A 23,276-nucleotide genomic window follows, 5' to 3' on the forward strand; every position below is an offset into this window, starting at 1 on the left:
AAATTGTCACGATAGGAGTTTTTGTGTCATGTTAGAGGTATTTTTTGTCACATTAAAGGGCATATAGAAAGTTTCAATGTGACAATTTTAGATGGTTAACAAGACAAAATACGAATTTAACACACGGATGCTAAAGTGAAGGCTACTTCACTGGGGTGTTTTACAATAGATAGTGAGGGGGGATGCAATATGAATACACCGGTACTGAGTCTTGACATGAAAGACCCACTGCATTTTATCGACACGCACGGCAGTTTTGCCGTTGTCAAGGTGGGCCACAATCTGGCGGTCAATGGTAAGGGTATCATTTCAGCCTTGGCAGACAGGGGACTAAAGGTCATTTTGGATTTAAAATTTGTAGATATCCCATCAACTATAGAACGCTCTATCAAATCTTGGGACCATGAGGCCATTATAGGTTTCACCGTGCACTCTGCATCGGGACTTGAGGCCATGAAGGCTGCACGGCAGGCAACAGACAAGCATGTCTTTGCCGTTGTTAAGCTGACATCTATACCGGGCACGCTGGAAGATTACATGGATACCATACAGAAGCTGTATGAGATAGAGCTCGACTTTGTTTTACCCGGACAGTGGGCTATAGCACTAAGAGACAAGCTGAAAGATGCCGCCTTTCTTGTGCCCGGTATACGCATGGAGATACCCGCAGGAGATCAAAAAGATGTCGTTTCTGTAGAAGATGTAAAGTGCATAGCAGACTATCTCGTTATAGGTAGAGAAGTGTATCTATCTGAAAATCCCCGTGTTAAGATGCAGAAGATTAAAGACTCATTGGGTGTAGGGAGGGACGGATATGGAAACTGTTATTAAAAAGCTTCTTGAAGAGACCGGCGCACTGCAAAAAGGGCATTTTATACTCTCTTCTGGCAAACATTCTGAGTACTATGTGCAATGTGCAAGGCTGTTTGAAAATCCATCTATTGGCGACACCGTAGGTGCCATGGTGGCACAGCTCATCATGAAGTACAGTCCCCAAACTATTGTGGGACCTGCCATGGGCGGTATTCATCTGGCATACAGTACAGCCAAGTATCTGGGAATAAGAAATATCTTTGCGGAGAGGGAGAAAGATACGGGCAAGATGGCCCTCAGAAGGGGTTTCACAGTCTCACCCGGCGAAAAGGTTGCCGTTGTTGAAGATGTCGTCACAACAGGTGGCTCTGTCAAGGAGGTTATACAGGTGCTAAGAGAACATGGTGCCGATGTGGTAGCCGTGGCATCTATTGTGTATAGGGGGCAGAATGTAGACTTTGGCGTACCATACCACTACCTTATCAAGCTTGACTTTCCTGTGTATGAACCTGAAAACTGCCCTCTGTGTAAACAGGGTATACCGGCAATCAAACCGGGCAGCAGAAAGTAAGGGCTGAAAAGGCAAAGTCATAATAAAGTGGGACATATGGCCGGCAAAATAGCTGGTGGGTATCGCCAGTTTCACTTAGTCAATAAGTACAAGCCAACACAGAGATAGAAAGAGGCAACCAACAAAGTAGTGTATTCGGCCAGTAGACAAGGAAGAGACTGCTACCGGTTGGGTGGTTCATAGTGTGCCCACCACAAAAGAGGGGTAGCCCTTGTTTGTATAACAGCCACAAACAGGATGATAATATGGTTTATCCTATGAATTAGATTTATTCAATAACTCGAACAATGATAATGCCACAGGAAACGATCCTTTAGAAAAGGTCTATGAACTGACGCTGGAGAGGGAAAAAGCATTAAGAAACTAGTGAAATTACTGAAAGAGGAATACAGTAACAACATGTAGCCTTCACAAGAGGAAAACTTTTTAGACAACTTCGAACTATAAAAGAGAAGAAGGGGGCTTATAGCCCCCTTCCTATTTAGATACCTTTGTCTTCTGATGCTTTTACATAGAACATAAGGCTATCATACTGACCATCGGCATTCTCATCTTCTGCAAGGAAAATATAGTCATAGCCATCCTTCTGCCCAACATAGTAGACATCTACACTACCATCATCGTTGGTATCCTTATAGATGTCATCATCTGACACATTGACGCCAAATGCTTCATTGACAACAGTCTTTATAAAGGCCCTCATACCCTTCTCTGTATAGTCGTCTTCCTTGTCTCTTAGGTCGTTACCAAAGTAGATAACATGGCCTACCTCTTCCTGATGCATGTCTATAAATGCCATCTCCGTAGCCCACCCATAGTGAACACCAAGGTCGCCATATAGCTCTTCCATAAATTGCTTGTAAATCTCAAATGGTCCCTCAGCAGGTATATCATCGATATAATCGGTGAGCCCTACCTTGGGAGCTGTACACACCCTGACATCTCCACCCTCAAGAGAATGGACCTCTCCATCAAGGCCTTTCTCCTCTAGATATGCCTTTACCTCATCTTCGCCGGCACCTGATATATCAAAGCATAGGGCCTCTTCATCTTCGGGGAAATTTTCAAAACCATCTACACCGGTATCGGTTAGCAGAAGATAGGTAGCTTTAAAGTGTCTCGCAACATCTGCCCACTCAGGGGATGCTACATAGTCAAGAACATGATTGATGACATCAGAAAACACGGCCTTGGTCTGATTAGAATCTGAAGACTGTTTAGCATTATCTTCTCCTTTTCTTTCCTGACCACTTTCAGAAGACATGTTCTCTCCTATCGCCATCTTCCAAGGACCGGCTATATAAATCTCTAAGTTCTTCGGCGGACCATTGTTGATAGCTATATACAACACCTTACCATCTTCATCGTATGTGTAATAGCAAGCATCTCCATCACACCCAATGTAATCTTTGTCAATATCGACACCGGCATGCTTAAATAGATCGTATATGTAGGAAACAGCATCACCATTAAAACTGCTAAGATCATATGACAACTTACTTCTAAAAAATGTGCCCTTATACAGATTGGACGGCTCATCGGCACTTCCCGGTGCTGTTTCATTACCCCTGTATGGAATAGTGATATAAAAGCTATCTAAAGATGCCAGCGTACCAGGTATGTTCTCTATAGCATACTGGTAAAAACCTATCAGACCACTATTTTCGCTATCTTCTATAGCACTTTTCAGGTCGTAACCTATGCTATCTATATCTTCAACAGACAAAAACAAAATATGTTCAGCGGTAAAGTAAGTATAGTTATCATTGTCGGTGGGTAGTCCAAAAGCAGTAAGTACTTCTTCAGCCCTAACATCTGCAGGAAGGTCAGGTAAATACAATCCACCTACAAAGCCGCCAGCACCAACATACATATACTGTACATAGCAAGAATAGTCTTTGCCTATAGAAGCAAACTTTTGAGGGAAATGGTTAGCCATCCACAGTTTCAAAGGAGCATATGCACCTTCCGCTGTACACTTATTAATACTAATAGCAGAAGCCCCACTAGATTGGCTTTCTTCTTTACTAGAATTTGCCTCCGTTGTCTGAGAATTACCATTTGAAGCAGAGTTGTTGGAAGCGGGACCACAGGCTGTCAGTATCATTGACAAGACAATAAAAACAACAACAAAGAATAACAGTCTCGACAATCTTTTCACACCAATACACCTCCATAGAAAAAACTGACGGGAAAGTATCCCTACTACATTTTACAAAACTTTGAGAGGTGATAAACTTATTTCACACACCTATGTTAACAACCCCAATATAGGTAGCAAGGAGGAAATGATCGGCCTCATCGGGAAAAGAGGTGACATATGAAATAGCATCACGTGTAGACATATGTTCTGGATAAATACCAGAAACCTTTTTCCTCATATATTGCCATACACGAAAACGGTTATACCATGGAATAGAAGGATGATATATACCAGATGGTACATAGAGATACGCTACCGAAAAACCCACAATGGCAGCAAGAAAGGCAAAGTATGTTAGCCCAAAGTAAGGAATAGCCCACGCCAGTGTAGACATGAAATAAGATAAAGAATATGTAGATTTATACTTATCCACTACCAATGATGCCCGTCTAGGCAATGTAAATGGGGGATACTTGTCAAAGGGCTTGGGCGGAGTAAATTCGGCAATGAGATGATTATAAAGTAAAATACTAATATGTTGAACACGGGTGATAGGCATACGCTCACCATCCACATTGAGATTAATATCAACCTCTGATAGATACTTTTCCATTGTGGATAGATGCAGAGCACATTTATATATCTCTTTATCATAGGAAATCTCAGACTTTTCTCTAACCGATGCCTTCTTCAAAACATCACATACTTCATCTAAAACAAGAGAGATACCATCGCACTTTTTGACATATAGAATAATGTCACCATCGCCTTCGGGTATATTATTGGTAACAACAATACCTGCTTTCACCATATCAAGAAAAGTACCCCAAAACACATATTCACCAACAGATTCATATTTAATCATGTGCTCGTATATATTAGACGGAACCCGGCTACGGGTAAGAAAAGCAGAGTATATTTTATAAACATCGTTACCTTCAACAATATCTTCTATCATCTGAGGCTGATACAAGGCCCCCCTTCTATACGGCTTACCCACATCGGCAACAACCGTATTAATATTTGTGGCTGCTTCCTTATAAAAGTGTATTAGATACTCTTTTGTATGCATATACACTCTATAAGAGACATAACCCATGGCAAGTGCCATAAATATAAAGGGAACGGTATAGGTAAACACCCAATTCGTGTTTTCAGATTTGAATACAAAATAAAGGGACAAAATCAATGAAAAAATAAGATATCCCCATACATATCTAGCCGTTTTATACCTCTTAATAGCCTTTAGAATACTTCCAATCTTCCCCATATGTTTAGTATACATCTCACACCACACACAACAAGACTTTTTTCAACACCCTAATAGGAAAAAACCCAGTACCAACAAACAACCTTCCTATATAATATGATACTCTGAAAGTAAAAGATATAATTTTGTATACAATAATATATGCGGAGGTGATAACATTGAGAAAGATGAAAATTATGATGAAGTCAGAGGCAGTGCTAAAGCACACCACCCGTAGAGGGCTCACAATATACGGTGTAGCCCTTCACTCGGGTATCTCACCAACGCATATGTACAACATGATGAGTGGAAGAAGAAATGCCAGCCCACGTGTGGCACTGGCTATAGCAAAGACACTCAGGGTAGATGTTACCGATATCTTTGATATCAGCTACCAGACACAAGACCGGCACGAAGCATAACCTCTGAGGGGCGCAGGCTGTGTATATCTGCATAGATATCAATAACACGACCGGCCATATCTCTACACTCTACATAGGCACGCCTAATAATCTCAAACACAATGTCATCAGGGGCAACTTCTACAAGCCTGCGTATCCCACTTTCTGATACATCTTTAAGTATGCACGGGCTTTTCACCGTATATAGCAGTGCCCCCATGCGTATGTGCTCGTAGGTTTCCTCGGGATATGTCTTTATCCACTCATGAAAAACAGTGTCGGTAATAAGAGGTAAAAAGACCTTTAGCGTAGATGAAACGACCTCACCGGGAGAACATTCCATTAAAATCTGAGGTGCATAGGCCTTCAGGCTGTACATCATGGACAATATCTTGTCTTCAGGAAGTAGTTTTAAAGTCTCTTTCAATAAAGACACAGGGACTTTTTCTAATATAGTGGTAAATGTATTTCGGAACACAAACATCTCTAGCCATCGTGATAGCTCCTTCGGTGGCACACGCTCCCACATAGCCCCATCTGCAGTGTGGATAATATCCTCAACAAAGTCAATATCCACATGAGACATAAGACGCCACAGAGTATCATGGTAAATACCATTCGACACCATGTAGGTGATAATATTCCTTATCAAACGCTCAGGTAAAGCCTCTATAACCTCCCGCAACTTTTCATCATGGGTAGCTATCCACGGGACAAATGCAGGGGGAAACATATCATAAGAAATCTCTCTTCCATGCCTAAGCAAAGCATATACAGACTCTGGAGAAAGCTGTGGTATAACACCATCCGGTGCATCTACATATTTACCCTCTCCGAGCAATACATCAATATCTTCTGCATTAAGGCGGGCAGCAGCATCCTTTGATAAACGATACAGCTCGTGGAGAGATATGTGCTTCTCCTTATAAAGGGATATAGCCTCGTGGGGAGACAAGTCATCTTCTTTAAGAAGATGACTGTAGCCTATATATGCCACATCGTAGGGGGAAAGGATACCTTTTTCAAGGAGAACCTTCGCAACATTTTCAGAAATGGGTATATCCTGCCACCGAAGCCCTTTCGTATTTTCAAGAAGAGATATCTGTTTCTCTTCAGGTAAATCCCCCCACCAACCAAGAGACACAAGCTTATGTATATTCTGCGGTGTAGAAACGGTGCGGAGACAACTAAGAAACCTTCTGTCTGGCATATACCCCTCCTGAACATACTCATCACCATACACCTCTAAACTGCGGCATATGGTCTTTTCCGTAACAAGCCCCTCCTTATACAGCCACCGCATAGTAGACGGTCTCACGGGAATCTGCACACTTCCACTAAAGGATACCCCATGGTCTCCCAAACACAAAAGCATATCCTCACTGTCTATATAATCAGCAGACACAGAAACATTAACCGTGTCTTCCAGTCTACATATCTCACGCCACATCAAGTGGGGATACTTTTCTATGGCCTGTTTCAAGAAATCACCCTGTAGAAAATCCTTGACATATGGAATATCATCTTCTGTCATATGCTCTACAGCAAGGGCCGGCAGATACTGGGCCAAAAATGTCATCACCCTCTGCCTACCCCACATCTTCATGAGTCCATCTACTTTCCGAGGCATATGGGAAAGTACCCATGTCACATCGTCTTCATCAAGGTCTTTGAAAACCTCTTCGGGCATATAGGCCAGATATGTGGGGTTTTTCTCTTCTATAAACTGTTTCCATAGGTGGGAAGGCATACACCGCGCTACAGAGAGGTCTTTATCAAGAAGCCCCAAAATATCTTTTTCAGACAGTAAAGAGCAGTCATCTGTTTCTTTCCATAGTTTATACCTCACAGCCAGGGGAGCCTCTTGCACATCAATGCCACTGTCATAGACAATTTTCCACAAATTTACATCGTCTTCACCTGCAGAGACAAGCACAGACTTTAGCCTCTGAGGTTGTAGATACTGCCAAGTCTCTTTTATCTCTCTTATACATGTATCGGGCATCTTATCTACCAGATACGCCATATTACCGGTAAATGGTATATCTCCACTGCATATAAGGAAGACAAGGGCACGCTCATCAAGATACTCGGTAAACTTATGGGCCTGCTGCTGCATACACCTGCTATGGTAGACCCCTTCTGGCCAGTGCTGAAACAGTGGCTCTATATCGTCCACTCTGTCTGCCAACACACCAAGGACAGAAAGGGGGAACTTTTCTTTGTGGGCAAGAAAATCCTTTGCAGAGAGGGTTACATCCTCTGCAAGCACCCTCAACACATCTACATCATCTATCTGAGCCAAGATATCCCATATGTCTTCCTTCATAGAGGCAAGTAGTGCCTTTCTCCTCCCGGCATCAAGAGATAAGAGCACCAGTGCCTTCTGCTGACCACTGAGTCTGTCCCATATTGGGGTATCCACAAGGGTATGCCCATAACCCTTCATAATGATGTCAGATATAAAATGTTCATCGGCATACTGGAGCACCTCAGGTATAAGGGCATGTGTCACGATACCCTTTGTCTTCATAAGGGCATATACATCTTCATACATCTCTCTTTTTAGAAGCTCTTCTACCCCACTCTTCACATCAACACCATCAAGAAACGCCCACCTTTTCACCATATGGTAAGGGGCATTTTCAGGCACACCGTTTTCATACATGACTTCAAGCATACCGTCGGGTATACCTACAAGTATACGGGAGAGTATTTCCCCGTGTTTTCTAAACACCTGTGGTGGAGCACTTTCCCACGGCACCCGTATGGTGGCAAGCACATCATCAGATGGATCTGCAGCCATAATATGTTTCCACAGGCTATCTTCGTCAAGAAGGCTATACACACCACTTTTTAGTATGCACCGTGAGATGTTTTCAGAAGGCTGTATCATGGCAAGGTGTTCACCATCAAGGGAAGATACAAGGGCACATATAAAGGGCATAGGTACACTCTGGGTATCAAGCCCATGGCTAAGCCACAGAAGTAAGAGCTCTGGGTACACCTCTTTTTCTCCCGATAGAGTGTAGAGCCTCAGTGACGCCTCTCCTGGTAGTGCAAAGAGCATATCCTCCAGCATGTTCTCACTGGCAAGAATTTTAGCAAGCTCAGACACCTGTGACTCTGGGGCAGACAGCACAAATGAAGAGATGAGAGATGGTGGAATATGCCTCAGAATATCTATAGCTTTTTTCCTATTGGTACTGTAAAGATGTAGTGTCATGGATACATCAAGGGCAGAGCCTGATATGACCTCGTCTATCATAGTGATATCGAGAATATCGCCGAGCCTGTCAGAAACAGACATGAGAAATGCCATAAAGATATCTTTATCTATACGCCGAATAAGACGCCTCATAGTTCGACGGTCTATCTCTCTCAGCAGTTTTAGTATGGTATCCTCATCAAGTGCTGTAAACACCATATTCCAGTCTTTACCCGACAAACGGGGGGCAAGGATAGCCCAAGAATCTCTATCAATATCTCTAAGAATACTCTGGGTAAGATATACACCCCATCTCTGCATATCACCCATGCGGTAGGCAGACAAAATATATCTTCGTGCCTCAGGAGAAACCTGAAGAAGCACTCCACCGTGGGGCAAAACCCTCCTCAGAGAATGCATAGACAAACCCACAACAAATGCCTCCAGAGTATTTTCTTCAAGGCTATCAAGAACAATCTGTAGTGTATCCTCATCAAGACGACGTATAACAATGTCGGGAGACACACTATCTATAATCAGCCCTATAAAACGGGATAGAGCTTTCGGCTTAAGGGCTGTGACAAAACGACCAACCTCATTATCGGGTAGACGAAAAAACAGCACAAGTGCCCCCTCAGAGGACACAGACATAGCCAGGTACTGAAAAACCTCACGGGAAGCATTCTGTATAAAGGAGTTAAAGTGCTTGCTGTCTATCCGAAACAAGCTATCGTCTATTTCATATGAAGAGGCCCTGAGGATTTCCTCAGGGCTTTCTGAAAGCTTTTTACTTAGCGTTTTTTCATCAAGCCTATATAGGCTCAAAGGGCATCACCTTAGCCCAGTGTAGGTGGGCCAGAGTTTCTTTTCATAAGATCTACAAGCTCTGATGTATTCTCGGCAATACGGGTAAGGGCCACAAGACTCTCATTGATAACACGAATAAGTACAACCCACAGGAACCAACCAATAATTCCTCCAACAAGATACATAAGGCCTGTGGTAGTGCTCTGGCGGAACCCTTCAACAATGAAGTAAATAACGCCAATGGTAACACCAATAAGTTCAAGGGCATAAATGATACCTACGACTGTAGGGGTAATAAACTTTCTAAATTTGAAATCAAACATCTAAAGCACCTCCCTTAGAGGTTAATATATTGTGGTACTTACCACCTCACTGATATTCTTTGAGCTTCTCCAGTAAAAACTTGGCAAGTTTCTTGTCTGTACCCATAATATGGTCTGCAAGCCAATCAATAAGAAATTTCTCTACATCCTCAACAAGGGAGGCACTGCGTCCCTCTTTGAGATATTTGGCGTGAAGCTCCTTCACCTTCTCTTCAAACCAACGATGAAGTCTTTTGTGTTCCTCTGCCTCGGGATAGTTTGTTTGGTCCATATACATCTCTTCTGTACGGAAGTGAACATCTACATACTCCTCCAAAAACACAAACAGTTCGTCCATAGAAAATTCGTCATCAACACCTTGGAGAACATCTATAAGTTTATTAATCTTATTAACAAGTTCTCTATGCTGCATATCCATCACAGCAAAACCTGTTTCCAGGTCTTTGCTCCAGATAATCTTTTTCAATGACGACACCTCCCAAGTACATATCCACTAACATTATACCCTTATGCGGTGCATATTTATACATTTCATAGGGCGCAAATAATAAATATCCACTTATCAACATATATAGTTATCCACACGATAAATACGGACTTTCCCAAACTTATCCACAATTATTCACAGCTTCTGTGGATAACTTTGTGCTTTATACATGGGAAAAAGTGACAAATGATTGAGTTTTTCTCTATACACTCGGACAAAAGCAATTTGTCACAACTTATCCACAGATGTTATCCACTTTTCCACAGTTGCATATAACACACTAAGTGAAGGACGACGTGAAACATCGGGATCTATAGCACGGGCGAGGATATCTTTCAAAACACCCAATCTCTCCATAGGTGGATAACCCTTGGGAGGACGAAGTTCACTATACCTCAGTGGTGAATATCCCTTCCTTTTTACCTCAAAGGGGGATATATCTTTGTGGCGTACAAACTGAAATGGTGAAAAACCATCCATGATAATACGATGAATGATAACAGCCAGTACATAGACCATACTTCTCTCATCTGCCAGATGCATACCGTCAAAGAACTCAGGGGGAGCAATATCTCCCGCTATGACACGGGCAGGTATCCTCTCCACCTGATACGAATCGGTATCTATAAAAAACACCTCAACCTTATCAGCATGTATATGCAGAAAAATATTCTGGTCATTGAGATCTATGGGCAGCACCGACACAGTATGCAACTGTGCTACATAGCGGGTAATATTCCTAACAATATGGGCTCGTGTCTTTATATCCCACGGAAACATTCCTGCTCTCATCTGACGATAGTCGAGATAACTGATGAGTACCATATTGTCATCACGGGGCAAACATGGCATAAGAAAACCCACAAACCGACCCAATCTATCAAACAACATATGGTGGGGTACTAGAACATGGGCAGAGAGCTCTTTATAATCGTCTTTTTGGGCATACTGCCAATATATGCTCTGAAGTTTCACAACCTTAGGCAAATTTTCACTGGCAACGGAAGGTTTATGGTATATCTTGGCACACCCTTCATCGGTGATGTAGATACTACCCTCTCCACCACCACCTATGCGGTCCTTCAGCATGAGAGAAGTTCCATCTTTTTTAAATACCTGCATAGGCTATCACCACCGACTTATCATCATCATTGATATCCATAAGCCTCTCATTATAAAGTAGCTCTGCGACATTGTCGTAAGTTAAAGTGTCTGTCTTCACAGCGTGAAGCAGTTTATTAAGATACGCCTCGTGAGGCTCTATATACCATCCCGCTTCTGTCATCTTGTAGTAGAAGTAAATCCCACCAAGCCCATCGCTGGATACTACCAGCCCATCTACACCCTCAGCGTGTCCCTTCTTTAGCATATCCTTCCAGCCTTCAGACAGTAAAAACACCGTTTCATTGGCAAATTCGCCCTTGACAATCTCCGAGGCATACCACACACCACCTGTACGATACAGCACGGCACTATCCCCAACAGATGCATATGTTAAGGTGTCTCCCGTATAGGTGCCAACCACAAGCGTAGCGTAAAGATGCCTCTTGTCTATTCCACTAAAAATCTCTTTGACAAGGATACTAAGCACCTCTGGTATATCATGGGGAGCCATACCCGACATCATGAGCCTTATAGCTTCATATACCAGCGTATCAGATACCCTATGGGACAGCTTAGATGAGCCCGCACCATCAGATAGGGCAAAGTAAAGGGTATCACCTACAAGTATGGCAAGGGCACTATCGGCTCCACACCCCCCTCGCATCTTATGTGATCTACCTGTGGCTATGCCGTATACATATTTCAGCACGAAGACCACCCCGGAGGCATGGAGTAAAAAAAGTCTATAGGAAGGTATCTCTCGGCATATATCTCATACGCCCTCCTATCAGGTGGCAGGTGAAACACACTTGTCAGCTTTTTAAGATTACCTACCAGTGCAAACACATAGGACTTGGTGATAAGGCTTTCTATGGTTTCATCCTCTGAAACACCATAGAAAAACTCATGGGTCATATCCTCCACAGCAGCCAGCAGCTTACCGGGTATATCTTCAAGATACGCATGGGGCACACCTGTTCTTCTCTGAAGTCTGCGGGCCACATCACGACTAGGAGATATGACAATGGGCTTTATCCATGTAACCTCTGGATCTCTAGCAACAACCGGTATCACCGTGTCGCCAACGGACACGGCAATAGAAAATGGAACAAGTTCCTCCCCGTGGTACAGATGGGACAAGACACCACTTCCAAATATCATAAAGTCATCAATGGCAGAGGAGAGTGCATCCTTTAAAAAGCTGTATATGGTACCACTACCCTCCTCTGCCATGATGATATATGGACCTATGGCATACGATTGCATCAAAGCTCTATCTCAATACCATCCAGTGATGCGGGATTTTCCACCTTGACCTTGTCTCCGGGCATGGAAGAAGATACCATCTTGAGAGACGAAGACAACCATGTAAACATGCTCTGGAAACCCTTTTCATAGTCTGTTAGCCTGAATACCCTACCCTTGGGGAAGAGCATTTTTAGTTTTTCAAAGTTGGCACTCTCTGTGCCAAATGCCCAGGTGATAACCTTTTTACGATTTTCAGCATCCATAAGCCTCTCTCTAACCTCTTCCCACATGGCACTACCGGGCTCCATATCTGTGGGCTCACCATCGGTGATAAGCACAAGCCATGGCCTGTAATACTGGGCCCCCTGTCCCCTGAGAAGCATCTTGCGATACTCAATCATATCAAGGGCCTCTTTGATGGCTTTACCCATAGGTGTTGTCCCCTTAGGCAGCAGCTCCTTTAGTTTCACATCTTCCACAGGTGCAAAGTCTTGTAGCACCTGCACCCCTTCGCCAAATGTCACAATGGCAATCTCTACAGATTGCCTCGCCTTGGGGTCTTCTTCTATAGCAGATACAAGAGACTCTACTCCTTTCATAAGCTCCTGTATCGGTTCGCCCCACATGGAGCCAGATGTATCAAGAAGAAGCACCACGGGACACTTCTCCACACCGGGATACTTCACCTGAGACTCTTCAGGAATGAGCTCCTCTATACCCATATCATCACCCCCACCATCTTTCTGCTATTATTTTACGACAATAAACCTATGCATTTGAACTTCGCTAACCACTCTCTAATATTAAACACAAACTCTTTAAACAGATATGCTGTTTGATAAAATACTTTATGTGAAAGGAGAACACATGACATATGAGGATAGAGGACTTTATTAAAGACGATAAAAAGGGCTTTTGTGTAGGATATATAGACCATCCTACTCTTACAGGAGATGATATACAGGAACACCTTGCAGGTACTCCTCATATTGTTGTACATGGTATTACAGACGATGCATTTGGCTTAGGTGCTGTAGTAAAAGTCATCGCACAATATCTCAGAGAAGACGATTATAAAGAACTTGGGGGGCTTGTCGGTAAGGTTGTCAAATCTCTGTATCCAGATGCCAAAGCAAATACCAGTCCATACAAAGATGTTCACGGCAGCGGCGTGTACCTTACCGTCGCATATCTCATGGATAAGGTAGCCCGATATTTAGGCACAAACAAGCTTGTATGGGTTATAGATGAATTTCCACTCAACGAAGAAAATAACTTATGGCTCTTTTTAAAGGAAATACACGGTCTAGAGGGCAACATATCCCACAAAATTATAGCCATATCCCACAAACCTCATATGTTATTTGCCACACCACTGGAATATCCTGAGGATTCGCAGAAAATACCTACCGTTAAAGGCAAAGAGGGGAAGACCCTTCGTATGTTATCACTGCTCTCCTTTGCATCATATGGATACATGAAGAGAACTGTGGCATACAGCCTTGTCTCTCAACTTGACCTTGACAAAGGTTATATCAAGCTGAGGGACAAAGGTATCATTGAGGAGCTTAACGGTTTCGTGAAAATACCCAACAGGGCCCTATGGGAACATGCTATAAATTCGGCAAGCAAGCAAGAAATAAAAGCCGTCTTAGATTTCATTCTTAGCCAGACATCATCTGCCCGCCTGTTTACAGCCTCATTTTTACATCTGCTTATGAAAGATTACAAAGGGGCACTCCGATATGCTCGAAAGTATATATATGAAACCAAAAAAGAGGGTATACCCAGAGAAGGGCAGAAGAATATTACTCCACTCTTTGAGAAATTGAAAAAGCATGCATCTATAGAAGATTGGGAGGCCCTTATCAATATTGCCGCTGCATCAGGCTATGTTGATGACCTTGTTAAAGAGGGTATAGCACAGATACTCAAGCAAAAGACCATTTCACCCAAAGCTGCCATAGATATAGCATGGATAGGCAAGAAATTGGATAAAAAGAAGCTCTCTCAACTTATACATGTTATAAAGGCTTCTTTTAACAATGTCACACCAGAAGACGAAACAATGTTGGGATACGCACTACTAGGTGCATATTTCGCACTGGATACACTACCGATGCACTATGTGCAGGAAGCCATGCTACATATCCGTAGAAAGAATATATCTGATGCCGACACCAAAATCAAAGCCCTCATTATGAGGAGTCGCATATATATATGGTTCAGCAAGTATGCCGAAGGACTGAAAGATATACTTGATGGCATAAAGGCAGCTATAGAAAACAAGATGGACTTTCACCTTAGCATTCTCTATAACAATCTCGTGTACACACTGAAACAGATGAGCGTAGAAAACGACCTTAAGCTTGGGCCTATTCTAAAAAAATCTCTCGAACTGGCATTTTTATACGGTGATATACAGAGGAGCACCGTGTCATTACAAAACTATGTTGCCTTAGCCGGTGAGTCAGGTGCTAAGTACAGTGCCATGCGTTCTCTCGTTAAAACAATGTATGAAATACTCAAACCCAAACTAAACCCTGAAAGCATCGTCAATCTCTTACATGCCGAGGCCATCACACACCTTAGTTATGGTTATCTTGATAGAGCCAATGATGTATTAGACAAGGTGGCATCTCTCATTGAAACAGAGGACATCAGCAAGCTCACACATTCTATATATCTTATACTGAGATACACCGTTTATAAAAAACAGTTAAAAATCAAAGAGGCCAAACAATACTTAAACCTGTATAGGGAAACAATGGGAGATGATGAGGACCTGAGAAATATTAGCAAGGCCTTAGACACCTTAGAAGAGGGCAGTAATGTATGTGACTATGACTCATTCACCACATATGCTAGTGCCATTAAATCTGGAGATATATCCACAGGTATTGATATGCTTCGCCATCACCTTTGGAACGACATCAAAGACGGAAACCTTCAATCTGCAGCATATGATGAATTATACTTAGCCAACCTATATACACTATCAGGCAACCCCTATGTTGCCAAGAAACACATATTCTTATCTGCTGTCCTCAGCATTTACATGGAAATGGCTCACGCGAAAGACATGATGAAAAAGGCCGGTATACCCCACATGCCATCAAAACCACCTCAAGATAGTATTCTTATAACACTTCTTGACAGACATTCAGTGTATGTTATCAGCAAGGTTACAGAGGCATCTACACTGGAGGAGTTCCTTGAAAACATATTGAAATATATCCCCGTACCATCTTTTTCATCGTGGGTTCAACTGACATCAGGTGAGAAAAAATACTACAGAGAACATACCCTCATAAAGGATATATTCCCGGGCTTTTACAAAGAGCCCCGTGCCATTCACAAGATGATAGACAATCAGGGTATAGGATATTCTCCATCTTATATGTATGTAAAACTAAGAGAGGGGGATAAAACCCTTCTCTTATACACTCAAAACTTGCTTGTCGATGGCGTATTTGAGGAAAAACACCTCATGGCACTCTCTGTATGGGCAGAAAACATCCTTACCAAGGCAAGCAAACTGGCTGAAAGTGGCAAGATACTCATTGATGAAGAAACAGGACTGTATTCTTCATGGTATATCAGGCACAGACTCAGCAAAGAATTTGAACGGGCAAAGCGTGAAAAGGCCCCTCTTTCTGTTATTGTGGTAGGTATGAGTAAAAACACATATCTTAGCGACATGTGGCAAGAAGATATTATGAAATCTGTAGGAAAACTTATAGCCCAGAACATTAGAGAGGTAGACATAGCGGGTAGGATAGGTAGAGAGGAAATACTCATTATACTTCCGGGCACACCAGGACATGAGGCGGAGCTTGTGGCAAAGCGTATAGTAGAAAAGGGTAAGGCACTTAGAGGACTGGGTATATCCTTACATGCGGGAATAGATAGTATCGACTACCCACCAAGGTACAAGCGGTCAGACTCTCTCATATCAGGTGCCACACTATCATTGAGACGAGCCACGAGCATGGGATTAGAAATATCCGCATATAAAGATAGCAATATATAAAGCACCGCATAAATTTTGCATATAATATCCCCCCAATTTGGTAATATAGTAAGAGTTGTTTGTAAGAATCATTACATACTTTTATGGAGTGATGTACATTGCAGCTTTTAGAATTTTTAAACAAGAGAGAATCTACGTTTCATATAGCATATATAGAACAAGAGGGACTTAACTACGAAGATATCAAACACATATTACCGACAAATCATTTTCACCTGCCACTGATACGCGAAGATGGAACATATGGTATATCCGCCCTTGTAGGACACCTGTGGAAAATGGCACCTAAGTCGGTGGCCGATGAGATGGGGGGTTTTCTCGGGAAGGTTATTAAATCTCTATACCCCCATGCAGATATAGATGTTGAGCCATACCCTGACATAGACGGCCCCATTGTCTACTATGCCATAGGCTATCTTCTACAACGAATAGCACAACATACAGGAAATGAACATCCTGTATGGATATTGTCAGAATTTCCGTTTGATGAAAACAATCATATGGTCAAACTACTGGAAACCATCAAGCACATGAATTTAGATAGGCCACATCATATAGTAGTTATTACAGATAAAGTGGTAGACGATAGTGCCACACGCATAGATATAGGATATGACAAACCAACTCCAATGATACCCAAAGGCGAAAAGCGTATACTTTTGACCTATATAGCCTTACTGGGATTACCATCATATGGCTATGTGTTAAAAAAGAGCTTAAGAAGATTACTCCTGCACAAACGCAAATTCTACAAACTTTATAAGGAGCTTGTAGAAGAAGGCTATCTGGAAGAATGGGGAGCACTTGTCCGATTTACAGATAGGCGTATATACAGAGAATTATTAGATGAAGCATCAGATGAGGACATTTTGCATATATTATCTATACTTGACAGAAAAACACCGGGCAGCATGTATGCCCGCACCTATCTGTATACCAGACTGGGAAACCACAAACGGGCACTGGCATCTATGAAGATATACATTTCAATGATGAAAAGGCGAAGACTCTACAGACTGGCCCACACTCATATGGAACCTATAGTTAAAACATGGTTTGACAAACTCAGTAAAACAGATATCGAAATGTTTTTATACTTGGCCGGGGTGGCAGAATATGTGTCCGATCTTGAAATCAAGCTTATAGAGAAACTACTAACGGAGTATACTCCAAGCCCTGTCGCCCTTTTTACACTGTCATGGATATATGACAAACTACCAGCTCATTTAAAAAGATTGGTAAAAGAGACCATAGACAAGCAGCTACAAACCTATCATCCCATACGCAACAGTTTACTGGCCCATGCTATGCTACTCATCATATACAAAGAAAAAGACTTCTATACAGATAAGGCTCAACGCTATACCCTTTTCATTGGTACAACAGACTTTGGAGATCCTGAAATCAATGTCAGAGGTTGTGTTGTCAGAAGCCGTATCAACCTTGTTTTTCATAAGGACAACGAGGCACTGAAAGACCTCGAAAAAGGCATACGCATAGCAAAAGAATATAACATACCATGGCACCTGAGTATTCTATACAACAACCTTGCCATATTGCTGTCTCGAAACAGTATTGACAGTCACTTAGATATTAGCTTACTGACCTACAAAGCATATGAAACAAGCTTTGCCTATTCAATAGAAGGCAGTATTATTCCCTTTGCAAACTATATTTTCCTCTCTACACCACTGGGGAAAAAGCACAGCTACATTATCAATATATGGGAAACATTCAAACCTATACTGTCTGGTATCATGGAGCCCAAAGATTACATTGCCGTACTCTGGGCACTGGCACACCTACAACAACAATATGGCTATTACCAACAGGTTAAAGATATTCTGCAAGAGATGGAGAAAATCGTAAAGAAGCATGAAAAAGCTATCCCCAGCAACTACATCGCCCTTTACTATTGGATTGCAGCCGAACATTCCTTAGAAAATGGGGACCTACAGAAGGCTACCGTCTATCTATCCAAATGGCAAGAAATTTTAGGAGACAAATACGACCACTATCTCGAGCATCTTATGACACTGAAAGATGCTATTTTCGCGGAGGATGACAAGATATACGACCAGAGTTACAAACATGTGTACTATAGCAGTGTCAGAACAGGTAAATACATAGAAGGTATAAACAAACTCAAAGAGATAAAAAAAGACCTTCTGAGAAACGGCAAACTAACGGAGATAGCCCAACTTGAGCTGTTTTTAGGTGCTCTATACAAGATGGAGGGCAACCTACCAGCATACCATACCCATCTTCACAACGCACTCTCTATATACATGCATATAGAAGCAGCCCATGCTAAGTACATTGCCGAAGTGCTCCGCATCCCCTCTCACTATATAGAAGCCGATGGTCTGAAAAATTTAGCTGGTATCCATGTATCTCAACTTCTCATCACCGCTGTATCAACTATTCTCGCATCATCTACCACCATAGAAGATCTTCTGAAAAAGGTACTGGCATATCTGACCCTACCATCTTCTCATATGTGGATTATGTATACCGACGGTAACGAAAAGTACTTCATGGAATACTCCATATTCAAGGGCATAGGGCAACTTATGGAAACACATATTAAAAATCCTGATAAACTTCTCAGAAGCAGAAAGATATATGAACTATGCCATCTTCCATCCTATATCTATATCAAGAAACAGGGAGAAGGTGGAACCAAGCTCATTATATACGCAGAAAACAAGTACATAGAAAAGGCATTTTCCGAGGAGTATCTTGCATGGCTTGACATGTGGGCAGACATGGTGCTTTCACTTCTTGAAAACATCCGCATCGGAGAGAAAGCCATTAAAGATGCCTTGACAGATGTGCATACGCGGTGGTATATTAGCCAGATATTGGAGCGCGAGATAGCCCTTGCCAAACGTGAAAAAACACCTCTATCTGTTCTATTTATAGATATTGACAACTTCAAGCGTATAAACGATACACTGGGCCACCTCGAAGGCGATAGAATACTGGCTATGGTTGCCTCTGCGATTAAAAACAGCATAAGAATTACCGACTATGTAGGCAGATATGGCGGTGAAGAGTTTGTCGTCGTGTTACCTGACACCCACGAAGATGAAGCCCGACTTGTGGCAAAGAGAATACAAACAGCTATAAAAGAAAATACCAATATACCCACAACCGTTTCCATAGGTATTAGCACATATTACCCCAGACCCAAAGCGAAAGTCAGTTTACACAAGCTTATCAGACAGGCAGACATGGCCATGTACCATGCTAAGCAGATGGGCAAAAATCTTATCTTACATTATGACGAACTAAAGACATATTAGACATAGTAAACACATCATTGATATAATGCATATGGTGATGTCTTTGTGGAAAGTATAAAGCACATAGCAGTAGCACATATAAAATCAGATCCTGACACGGTGGGTTCTGCCTATGCATACAGCACGGCAATGAATATGCCATACTTCGTGCCCGATAGAACCAATCCTGCTGTAGATATGATTTTAAATACTTATGCTATCAAAAAGCCTGTAGACATAGAAAAACCTCTTGACAACTTGAAACATATTCACCTTCTTGATTTTCACTCATCGGTATCCCTTCACCCTCTATTAAAAGATGCTTTTATAGATACCATCATAGATCACCATATAGAGGGAGATCTCTACGCCCCCAACATGGTAATAGATCCTATCGGTGCCACATCAACACTGGTGGCAGAACTATTTCCATATGACATGCCAGAAGATGTGGCCATCATGATAGGTTTTGGAATATGCGATGACACAGCCGGTGGTGTACTACATGCCACAGAAAGGGATATAAACATACTGAAACATGTATCGTATATTACGGGCAAAGACACCTCTTGGTTTATGGAAAAGCTAAAAGAAGTGTATTTAAACAATTTTCAAGTTGATTCAGACACACGAACATACACCATAGGAGGCTACTCTATAACCATAGGGCAATTTCGTGCCCCAGGCGCACTATCAGAAGAGAAAATCATGCGGACAGTATCAGAGTATATATGGAGCCTCTCATGTGATATGTGTCTGTATATTGTTTCCGATCCAGAAAAAGGAGAAAGCCTTATTGTAGGCAAAGCGGATAATAAAAATCTTTTACCGCTACTAGGTAAACTATCCGGTACCCATAAGCTACTCTCACGAAAGGTCGATGTCCTCCCATATATAAAACAGCAGATAGAAGGTGATAAAAATGAATAAACAAAGAATACTTGCACTTATTACCCTTGTGTTAGGTGTATTTCTTCTCATATATATCCCCCCAATACAAGATATTGCTATAAAAGACACTTTTTACACAGAGAATAATGTTTCTTTTGAACTTCTCGGAAATGCCCATCTCATATATGATGGTGTAGGCCACAAACAGCTAACTGTCATGGGAGGACGCTACAACCTTACATCTAATTACAATCTCTTTAAATTATTCTGCTATGGAGCTGACATGACCATAGAAACTCAGATAAAACCGGGCACAATATTTGCCGTGGGTTGCAATATCCACTTTGAAAAACCTTCATCTGTAAGAACTTCAGCGCTGCTTATTGGTACGAAACTCAGCGGCCAGTTGAAAAAAGAATCTATTAATGGGAATATTGTATCTTATCCTGACATGTTTATTTACTACAGTCTATGGCTCTTTAGACACCCCTACAGCTTTGTCATTGGCACCATACTGCTCATTGGCGGTCTCCTTGTCCTCATAAAGCCTCTTGATATACCAGAAAGGCTACTGCACCTGAGGGGAGCCCTATGGGGTATTCCTGTCTTGATAGGTGCATTGTCACTGCTTTATATTATAGCCACCGTGTTCTTTGTAGCCACAGGTCTCAAAGAGGGTGATGTAGAAACATTATCTGTAGGCCTGTACATGCAGATTGTTATGGCATGGGCCATGTATCTTCTCACCCTGTTCGGCACCTATTTCTTACTATCAAATCGTAGAGGTTATCTAAGGTATTATCCTATAGCTATGGGGATTTTAGCACCAATAAGCTATGGCATATCTACACTTATGCTTTTAATACTGTCTCTCATAGGATTTGTAGGTGTCCTCGTCCTACCCGATCTGTGGAGGTCCAAGTATCTTCTGAAAGACTACACCCGCACATCTAAAGTAAGAATTGGGGGCAAGTAACAAACTAATAAGCATATTTTTTCTTACACCTACCCAAGCCAAAAACTTATGGCAGTACATTATTCAAACAATTTCATTTTATACTATCAATAGAAACATAATCTACATACGAATTTCACAATAATCCTTCAATTAGAAACCTCAACATACTCCAATCTGTAAACAATGTATATAAAATTGCACTTCGATAAAATATATATGCACAATCTATCAGAGGAGGTATGCACCATGAGAAAAGTATTGTCTGGCATCATCATCCTCGCCATTATTATCTCTGTGCTTGTTGGCTGTGGAAACTCCTCTTCAGCCAAACTAGATAAGACTAAAGACTGGATGAAGCGAGCTCTCAAAGTCACAGCCAGTGCATTTGAAGACTATAAAGGAAAAACATTTGGAGAGCTTGGGGAAGAACCAGACGACCTGAAAAACATACGCAAAGAAGTATACCCATATGACGAAAAAAAGATAATGGATGACGTTGTAGAAAGCGACTACGACTTTGACAAAGATACACTTATACTCATACTCCGCGTACCCATAGGAGATGAAGACAAAGAGATAGCCAAGAAAATCACAGGTAAAGATGCAGAAAAATATTACGTCGAGGGAAGGCTATACATTAAAACAGACAAAAAAGAACTTCACAGCATGATGGACCTCATGGATGCCACCATAGAGAATGTTAAGATTGGAAATGTAAAAGTCGTAGCCGAGGAAGATTAAACCAAGCAAATATCTTGAAAGAGGGGGGCACCAGTTGGTGCCCCCCTCTTTATTTATAGTCATACTTAATTATCCAGCAGATATTCAAGAACATCTTTCATAATCTCCTGCCTGTCACTGGAATAAGTAACCTGCTCAAGACCAAATCCAAATAGCAATGTATTCTTACCTGTGATTTCCAAACCACTTCCATATTTATCCTCTATATCTATGTAATAGCCCGAAAGAGGCTTAAAGACATTAGTCCAAGTATATTTGGCATTAACATAGGCATTAAGCCCATCAAACACATAATCCCCCGATATGGTAAGATACGTACCACTGACCCCCTTTACATAATCTGCACCGAAAACGTCACCCAGCCAATTTTCCCAGCCATACTTATAAGATGCATAACCAACCTCCGGACCAAACAACACCACCTTGCCACCATTACTTACATAATCTTCAATTTGAGACCTATCAGACGGTAGCAATGTATATTTGTAATCTTGTCCGGTGACCCAGATAACCAAGTCATAACTACTCAAATCAACACCAGAAAGCGTTTCTCCATAATCCACTGATACTTCATCATAACTCACACCTAAACTATCAAGGGCACCTTCATAATAACTTTCATAGCTAGCACCAGCATCATCATCTACAAGCAAAATCTTTGCTGAACCATCAGAGGAGGAAGAAGAATCACCTGAAAAACCTACCAAATATTTCACTACATTTATGGCAAACTGGGCATCGTCATATGTGCTCCATCCATCATACAAAGTATCATCTGACGAACCGGTAGGAGAAGAATCTGCTATAGCCACAAAGGCACCAATTCCACATGCCACATACCTCTTTAAGAACACAACATTGTCCTCAACCATATCGTATACCAACTCTCTTCCATGACCTATAAGCCGTTGGCAACAGAGTAGTCGTACTGCCTCTTTATCTGTTTGCAAATGCCCTCCCCATGCCATAGAAAAAAAAGATATATCTATAATTTTTGAAGTAAATAATAAAA

General features: G+C 41.8%; 18 protein-coding genes. 8 read left to right on the plus strand and 10 right to left on the minus strand.

The window, feature by feature from the left end:
* Positions 1-189 precede the first annotated feature (189 nt).
* Both pyrF and pyrE read left to right on the plus strand, forming a co-directional pair.
* On the plus strand, positions 190-831 hold the full coding sequence (pyrF, locus tag GM182_RS07640) for an orotidine-5'-phosphate decarboxylase (RefSeq protein ID WP_449186516.1): 642 nt from the start codon (positions 190-192) through the stop codon (positions 829-831).
* Complete coding sequence (gene pyrE / locus GM182_RS07645; RefSeq protein ID WP_449186517.1) at positions 815-1,384, plus strand: orotate phosphoribosyltransferase; 570 nt, start codon at positions 815-817, stop codon at positions 1,382-1,384. The genes pyrF and pyrE overlap by 17 nt, the downstream gene beginning before the upstream one ends.
* A 481-nt stretch (positions 1,385-1,865) precedes the next feature.
* Here pyrE and GM182_RS07650 read toward each other — a convergent pair whose 3' ends face one another.
* Both GM182_RS07650 and GM182_RS07655 read right to left on the minus strand, forming a co-directional pair.
* Entirely contained in the window at positions 1,866-3,545 is a 1,680-nt protein-coding gene (locus GM182_RS07650) for a hypothetical protein (RefSeq protein ID WP_449186518.1), read from the minus strand.
* A gap of 82 nt (positions 3,546-3,627) precedes the next feature.
* Positions 3,628-4,797: a hypothetical protein gene (locus tag GM182_RS07655; protein WP_449186519.1), complete on the minus strand. Its 1,170-nt coding sequence runs from the start codon at positions 4,795-4,797 to the stop codon at positions 3,628-3,630.
* Between the two features lie 167 nt (positions 4,798-4,964).
* Between GM182_RS07655 and GM182_RS07660 the strand changes: the two genes are divergently transcribed.
* Positions 4,965-5,198 carry a helix-turn-helix domain-containing protein gene (locus tag GM182_RS07660; protein WP_449187304.1) on the plus strand — a complete coding sequence of 78 codons (234 nt, stop codon included), beginning with the start codon at positions 4,965-4,967 and terminating at the stop codon, positions 5,196-5,198.
* On the opposite strand, the gene GM182_RS07665 is transcribed toward GM182_RS07660, so the two are convergent.
* The 7 genes from GM182_RS07665 to GM182_RS07695 all read right to left on the minus strand — a co-directional run bounded on the left by GM182_RS07665 (position 5,164) and on the right by GM182_RS07695 (position 13,076).
* A complete protein-coding gene (locus GM182_RS07665; RefSeq protein ID WP_449186520.1) occupies positions 5,164-9,210 on the minus strand; it encodes a hypothetical protein in 4,047 nt (1,348 codons plus the stop codon). The genes GM182_RS07660 and GM182_RS07665 overlap by 35 nt on opposite strands.
* Positions 9,211-9,221: 11 nt before the next feature.
* Entirely contained in the window at positions 9,222-9,515 is a 294-nt protein-coding gene (locus tag GM182_RS07670; protein WP_449186521.1) for a DUF4282 domain-containing protein, read from the minus strand.
* Positions 9,516-9,561: 46 nt separating this feature from the next.
* Entirely contained in the window at positions 9,562-9,981 is a 420-nt protein-coding gene (locus tag GM182_RS07675; protein WP_449186522.1) for a bacteriohemerythrin, read from the minus strand.
* A gap of 249 nt (positions 9,982-10,230) precedes the next feature.
* The gene (locus tag GM182_RS07680) at positions 10,231-11,124 is read right to left on the minus strand and encodes a lipopolysaccharide kinase InaA family protein (protein WP_449186523.1); all 894 of its coding nucleotides are present in this window, start codon (positions 11,122-11,124) and stop codon (positions 10,231-10,233) included.
* Positions 11,111-11,815, minus strand: a complete 705-nt coding sequence (locus GM182_RS07685) for a protein phosphatase 2C domain-containing protein (RefSeq protein WP_449186524.1) — start codon at positions 11,813-11,815, stop codon at positions 11,111-11,113. The genes GM182_RS07680 and GM182_RS07685 overlap by 14 nt, the downstream gene beginning before the upstream one ends.
* Positions 11,809-12,375 (minus strand): hypothetical protein, encoded by a 567-nt coding sequence (locus GM182_RS07690; protein WP_449186525.1) that lies wholly within the window; start codon positions 12,373-12,375, stop codon positions 11,809-11,811. Before GM182_RS07690 ends, GM182_RS07685 begins: the two co-directional genes overlap by 7 nt.
* On the minus strand, positions 12,372-13,076 hold the full coding sequence (locus tag GM182_RS07695) for a vWA domain-containing protein (RefSeq protein WP_449186526.1): 705 nt from the start codon (positions 13,074-13,076) through the stop codon (positions 12,372-12,374). The genes GM182_RS07690 and GM182_RS07695 overlap by 4 nt, the downstream gene beginning before the upstream one ends.
* Before the next feature lie 152 nt (positions 13,077-13,228).
* Here GM182_RS07695 and GM182_RS07700 point away from each other — a divergent pair, with 152 nt between their 5' ends.
* The 5 genes from GM182_RS07700 to GM182_RS07720 all read left to right on the plus strand — a co-directional run bounded on the left by GM182_RS07700 (position 13,229) and on the right by GM182_RS07720 (position 22,264).
* A complete protein-coding gene (locus GM182_RS07700) occupies positions 13,229-16,387 on the plus strand; it encodes a GGDEF domain-containing protein (RefSeq protein ID WP_449186527.1) in 3,159 nt (1,052 codons plus the stop codon).
* A 98-nt stretch (positions 16,388-16,485) separates the two neighbouring features.
* Positions 16,486-19,695 carry a GGDEF domain-containing protein gene (locus GM182_RS07705; protein WP_449186528.1) on the plus strand — a complete coding sequence of 1,070 codons (3,210 nt, stop codon included), beginning with the start codon at positions 16,486-16,488 and terminating at the stop codon, positions 19,693-19,695.
* A 45-nt stretch (positions 19,696-19,740) separates the two neighbouring features.
* A complete protein-coding gene (locus tag GM182_RS07710; protein ID WP_449186529.1) occupies positions 19,741-20,604 on the plus strand; it encodes a DHH family phosphoesterase in 864 nt (287 codons plus the stop codon).
* Positions 20,597-21,541, plus strand: coding sequence for a hypothetical protein (locus GM182_RS07715; protein WP_449186530.1), 945 nt, complete (start codon positions 20,597-20,599; stop codon positions 21,539-21,541). Before GM182_RS07710 ends, GM182_RS07715 begins: the two co-directional genes overlap by 8 nt.
* 228 nt (positions 21,542-21,769) lie before the next feature.
* Entirely contained in the window at positions 21,770-22,264 is a 495-nt protein-coding gene (locus GM182_RS07720; RefSeq protein WP_449186531.1) for a hypothetical protein, read from the plus strand.
* A 65-nt stretch (positions 22,265-22,329) separates the two neighbouring features.
* Here the strand turns inward: GM182_RS07720 and GM182_RS07725 are convergent, their stop codons facing one another.
* Positions 22,330-23,214 carry a hypothetical protein gene (locus GM182_RS07725; RefSeq protein WP_449186532.1) on the minus strand — a complete coding sequence of 295 codons (885 nt, stop codon included), beginning with the start codon at positions 23,212-23,214 and terminating at the stop codon, positions 22,330-22,332.
* Positions 23,215-23,276: the final 62 nt, after the last annotated feature.

Origin of the sequence: Zhurongbacter thermophilus, assembly GCF_026184435.1 — a bacterium.
Taxonomy (GTDB): Bacteria; Coprothermobacterota; Coprothermobacteria; order Coprothermobacterales; family JAADFF01; genus JAADFF01.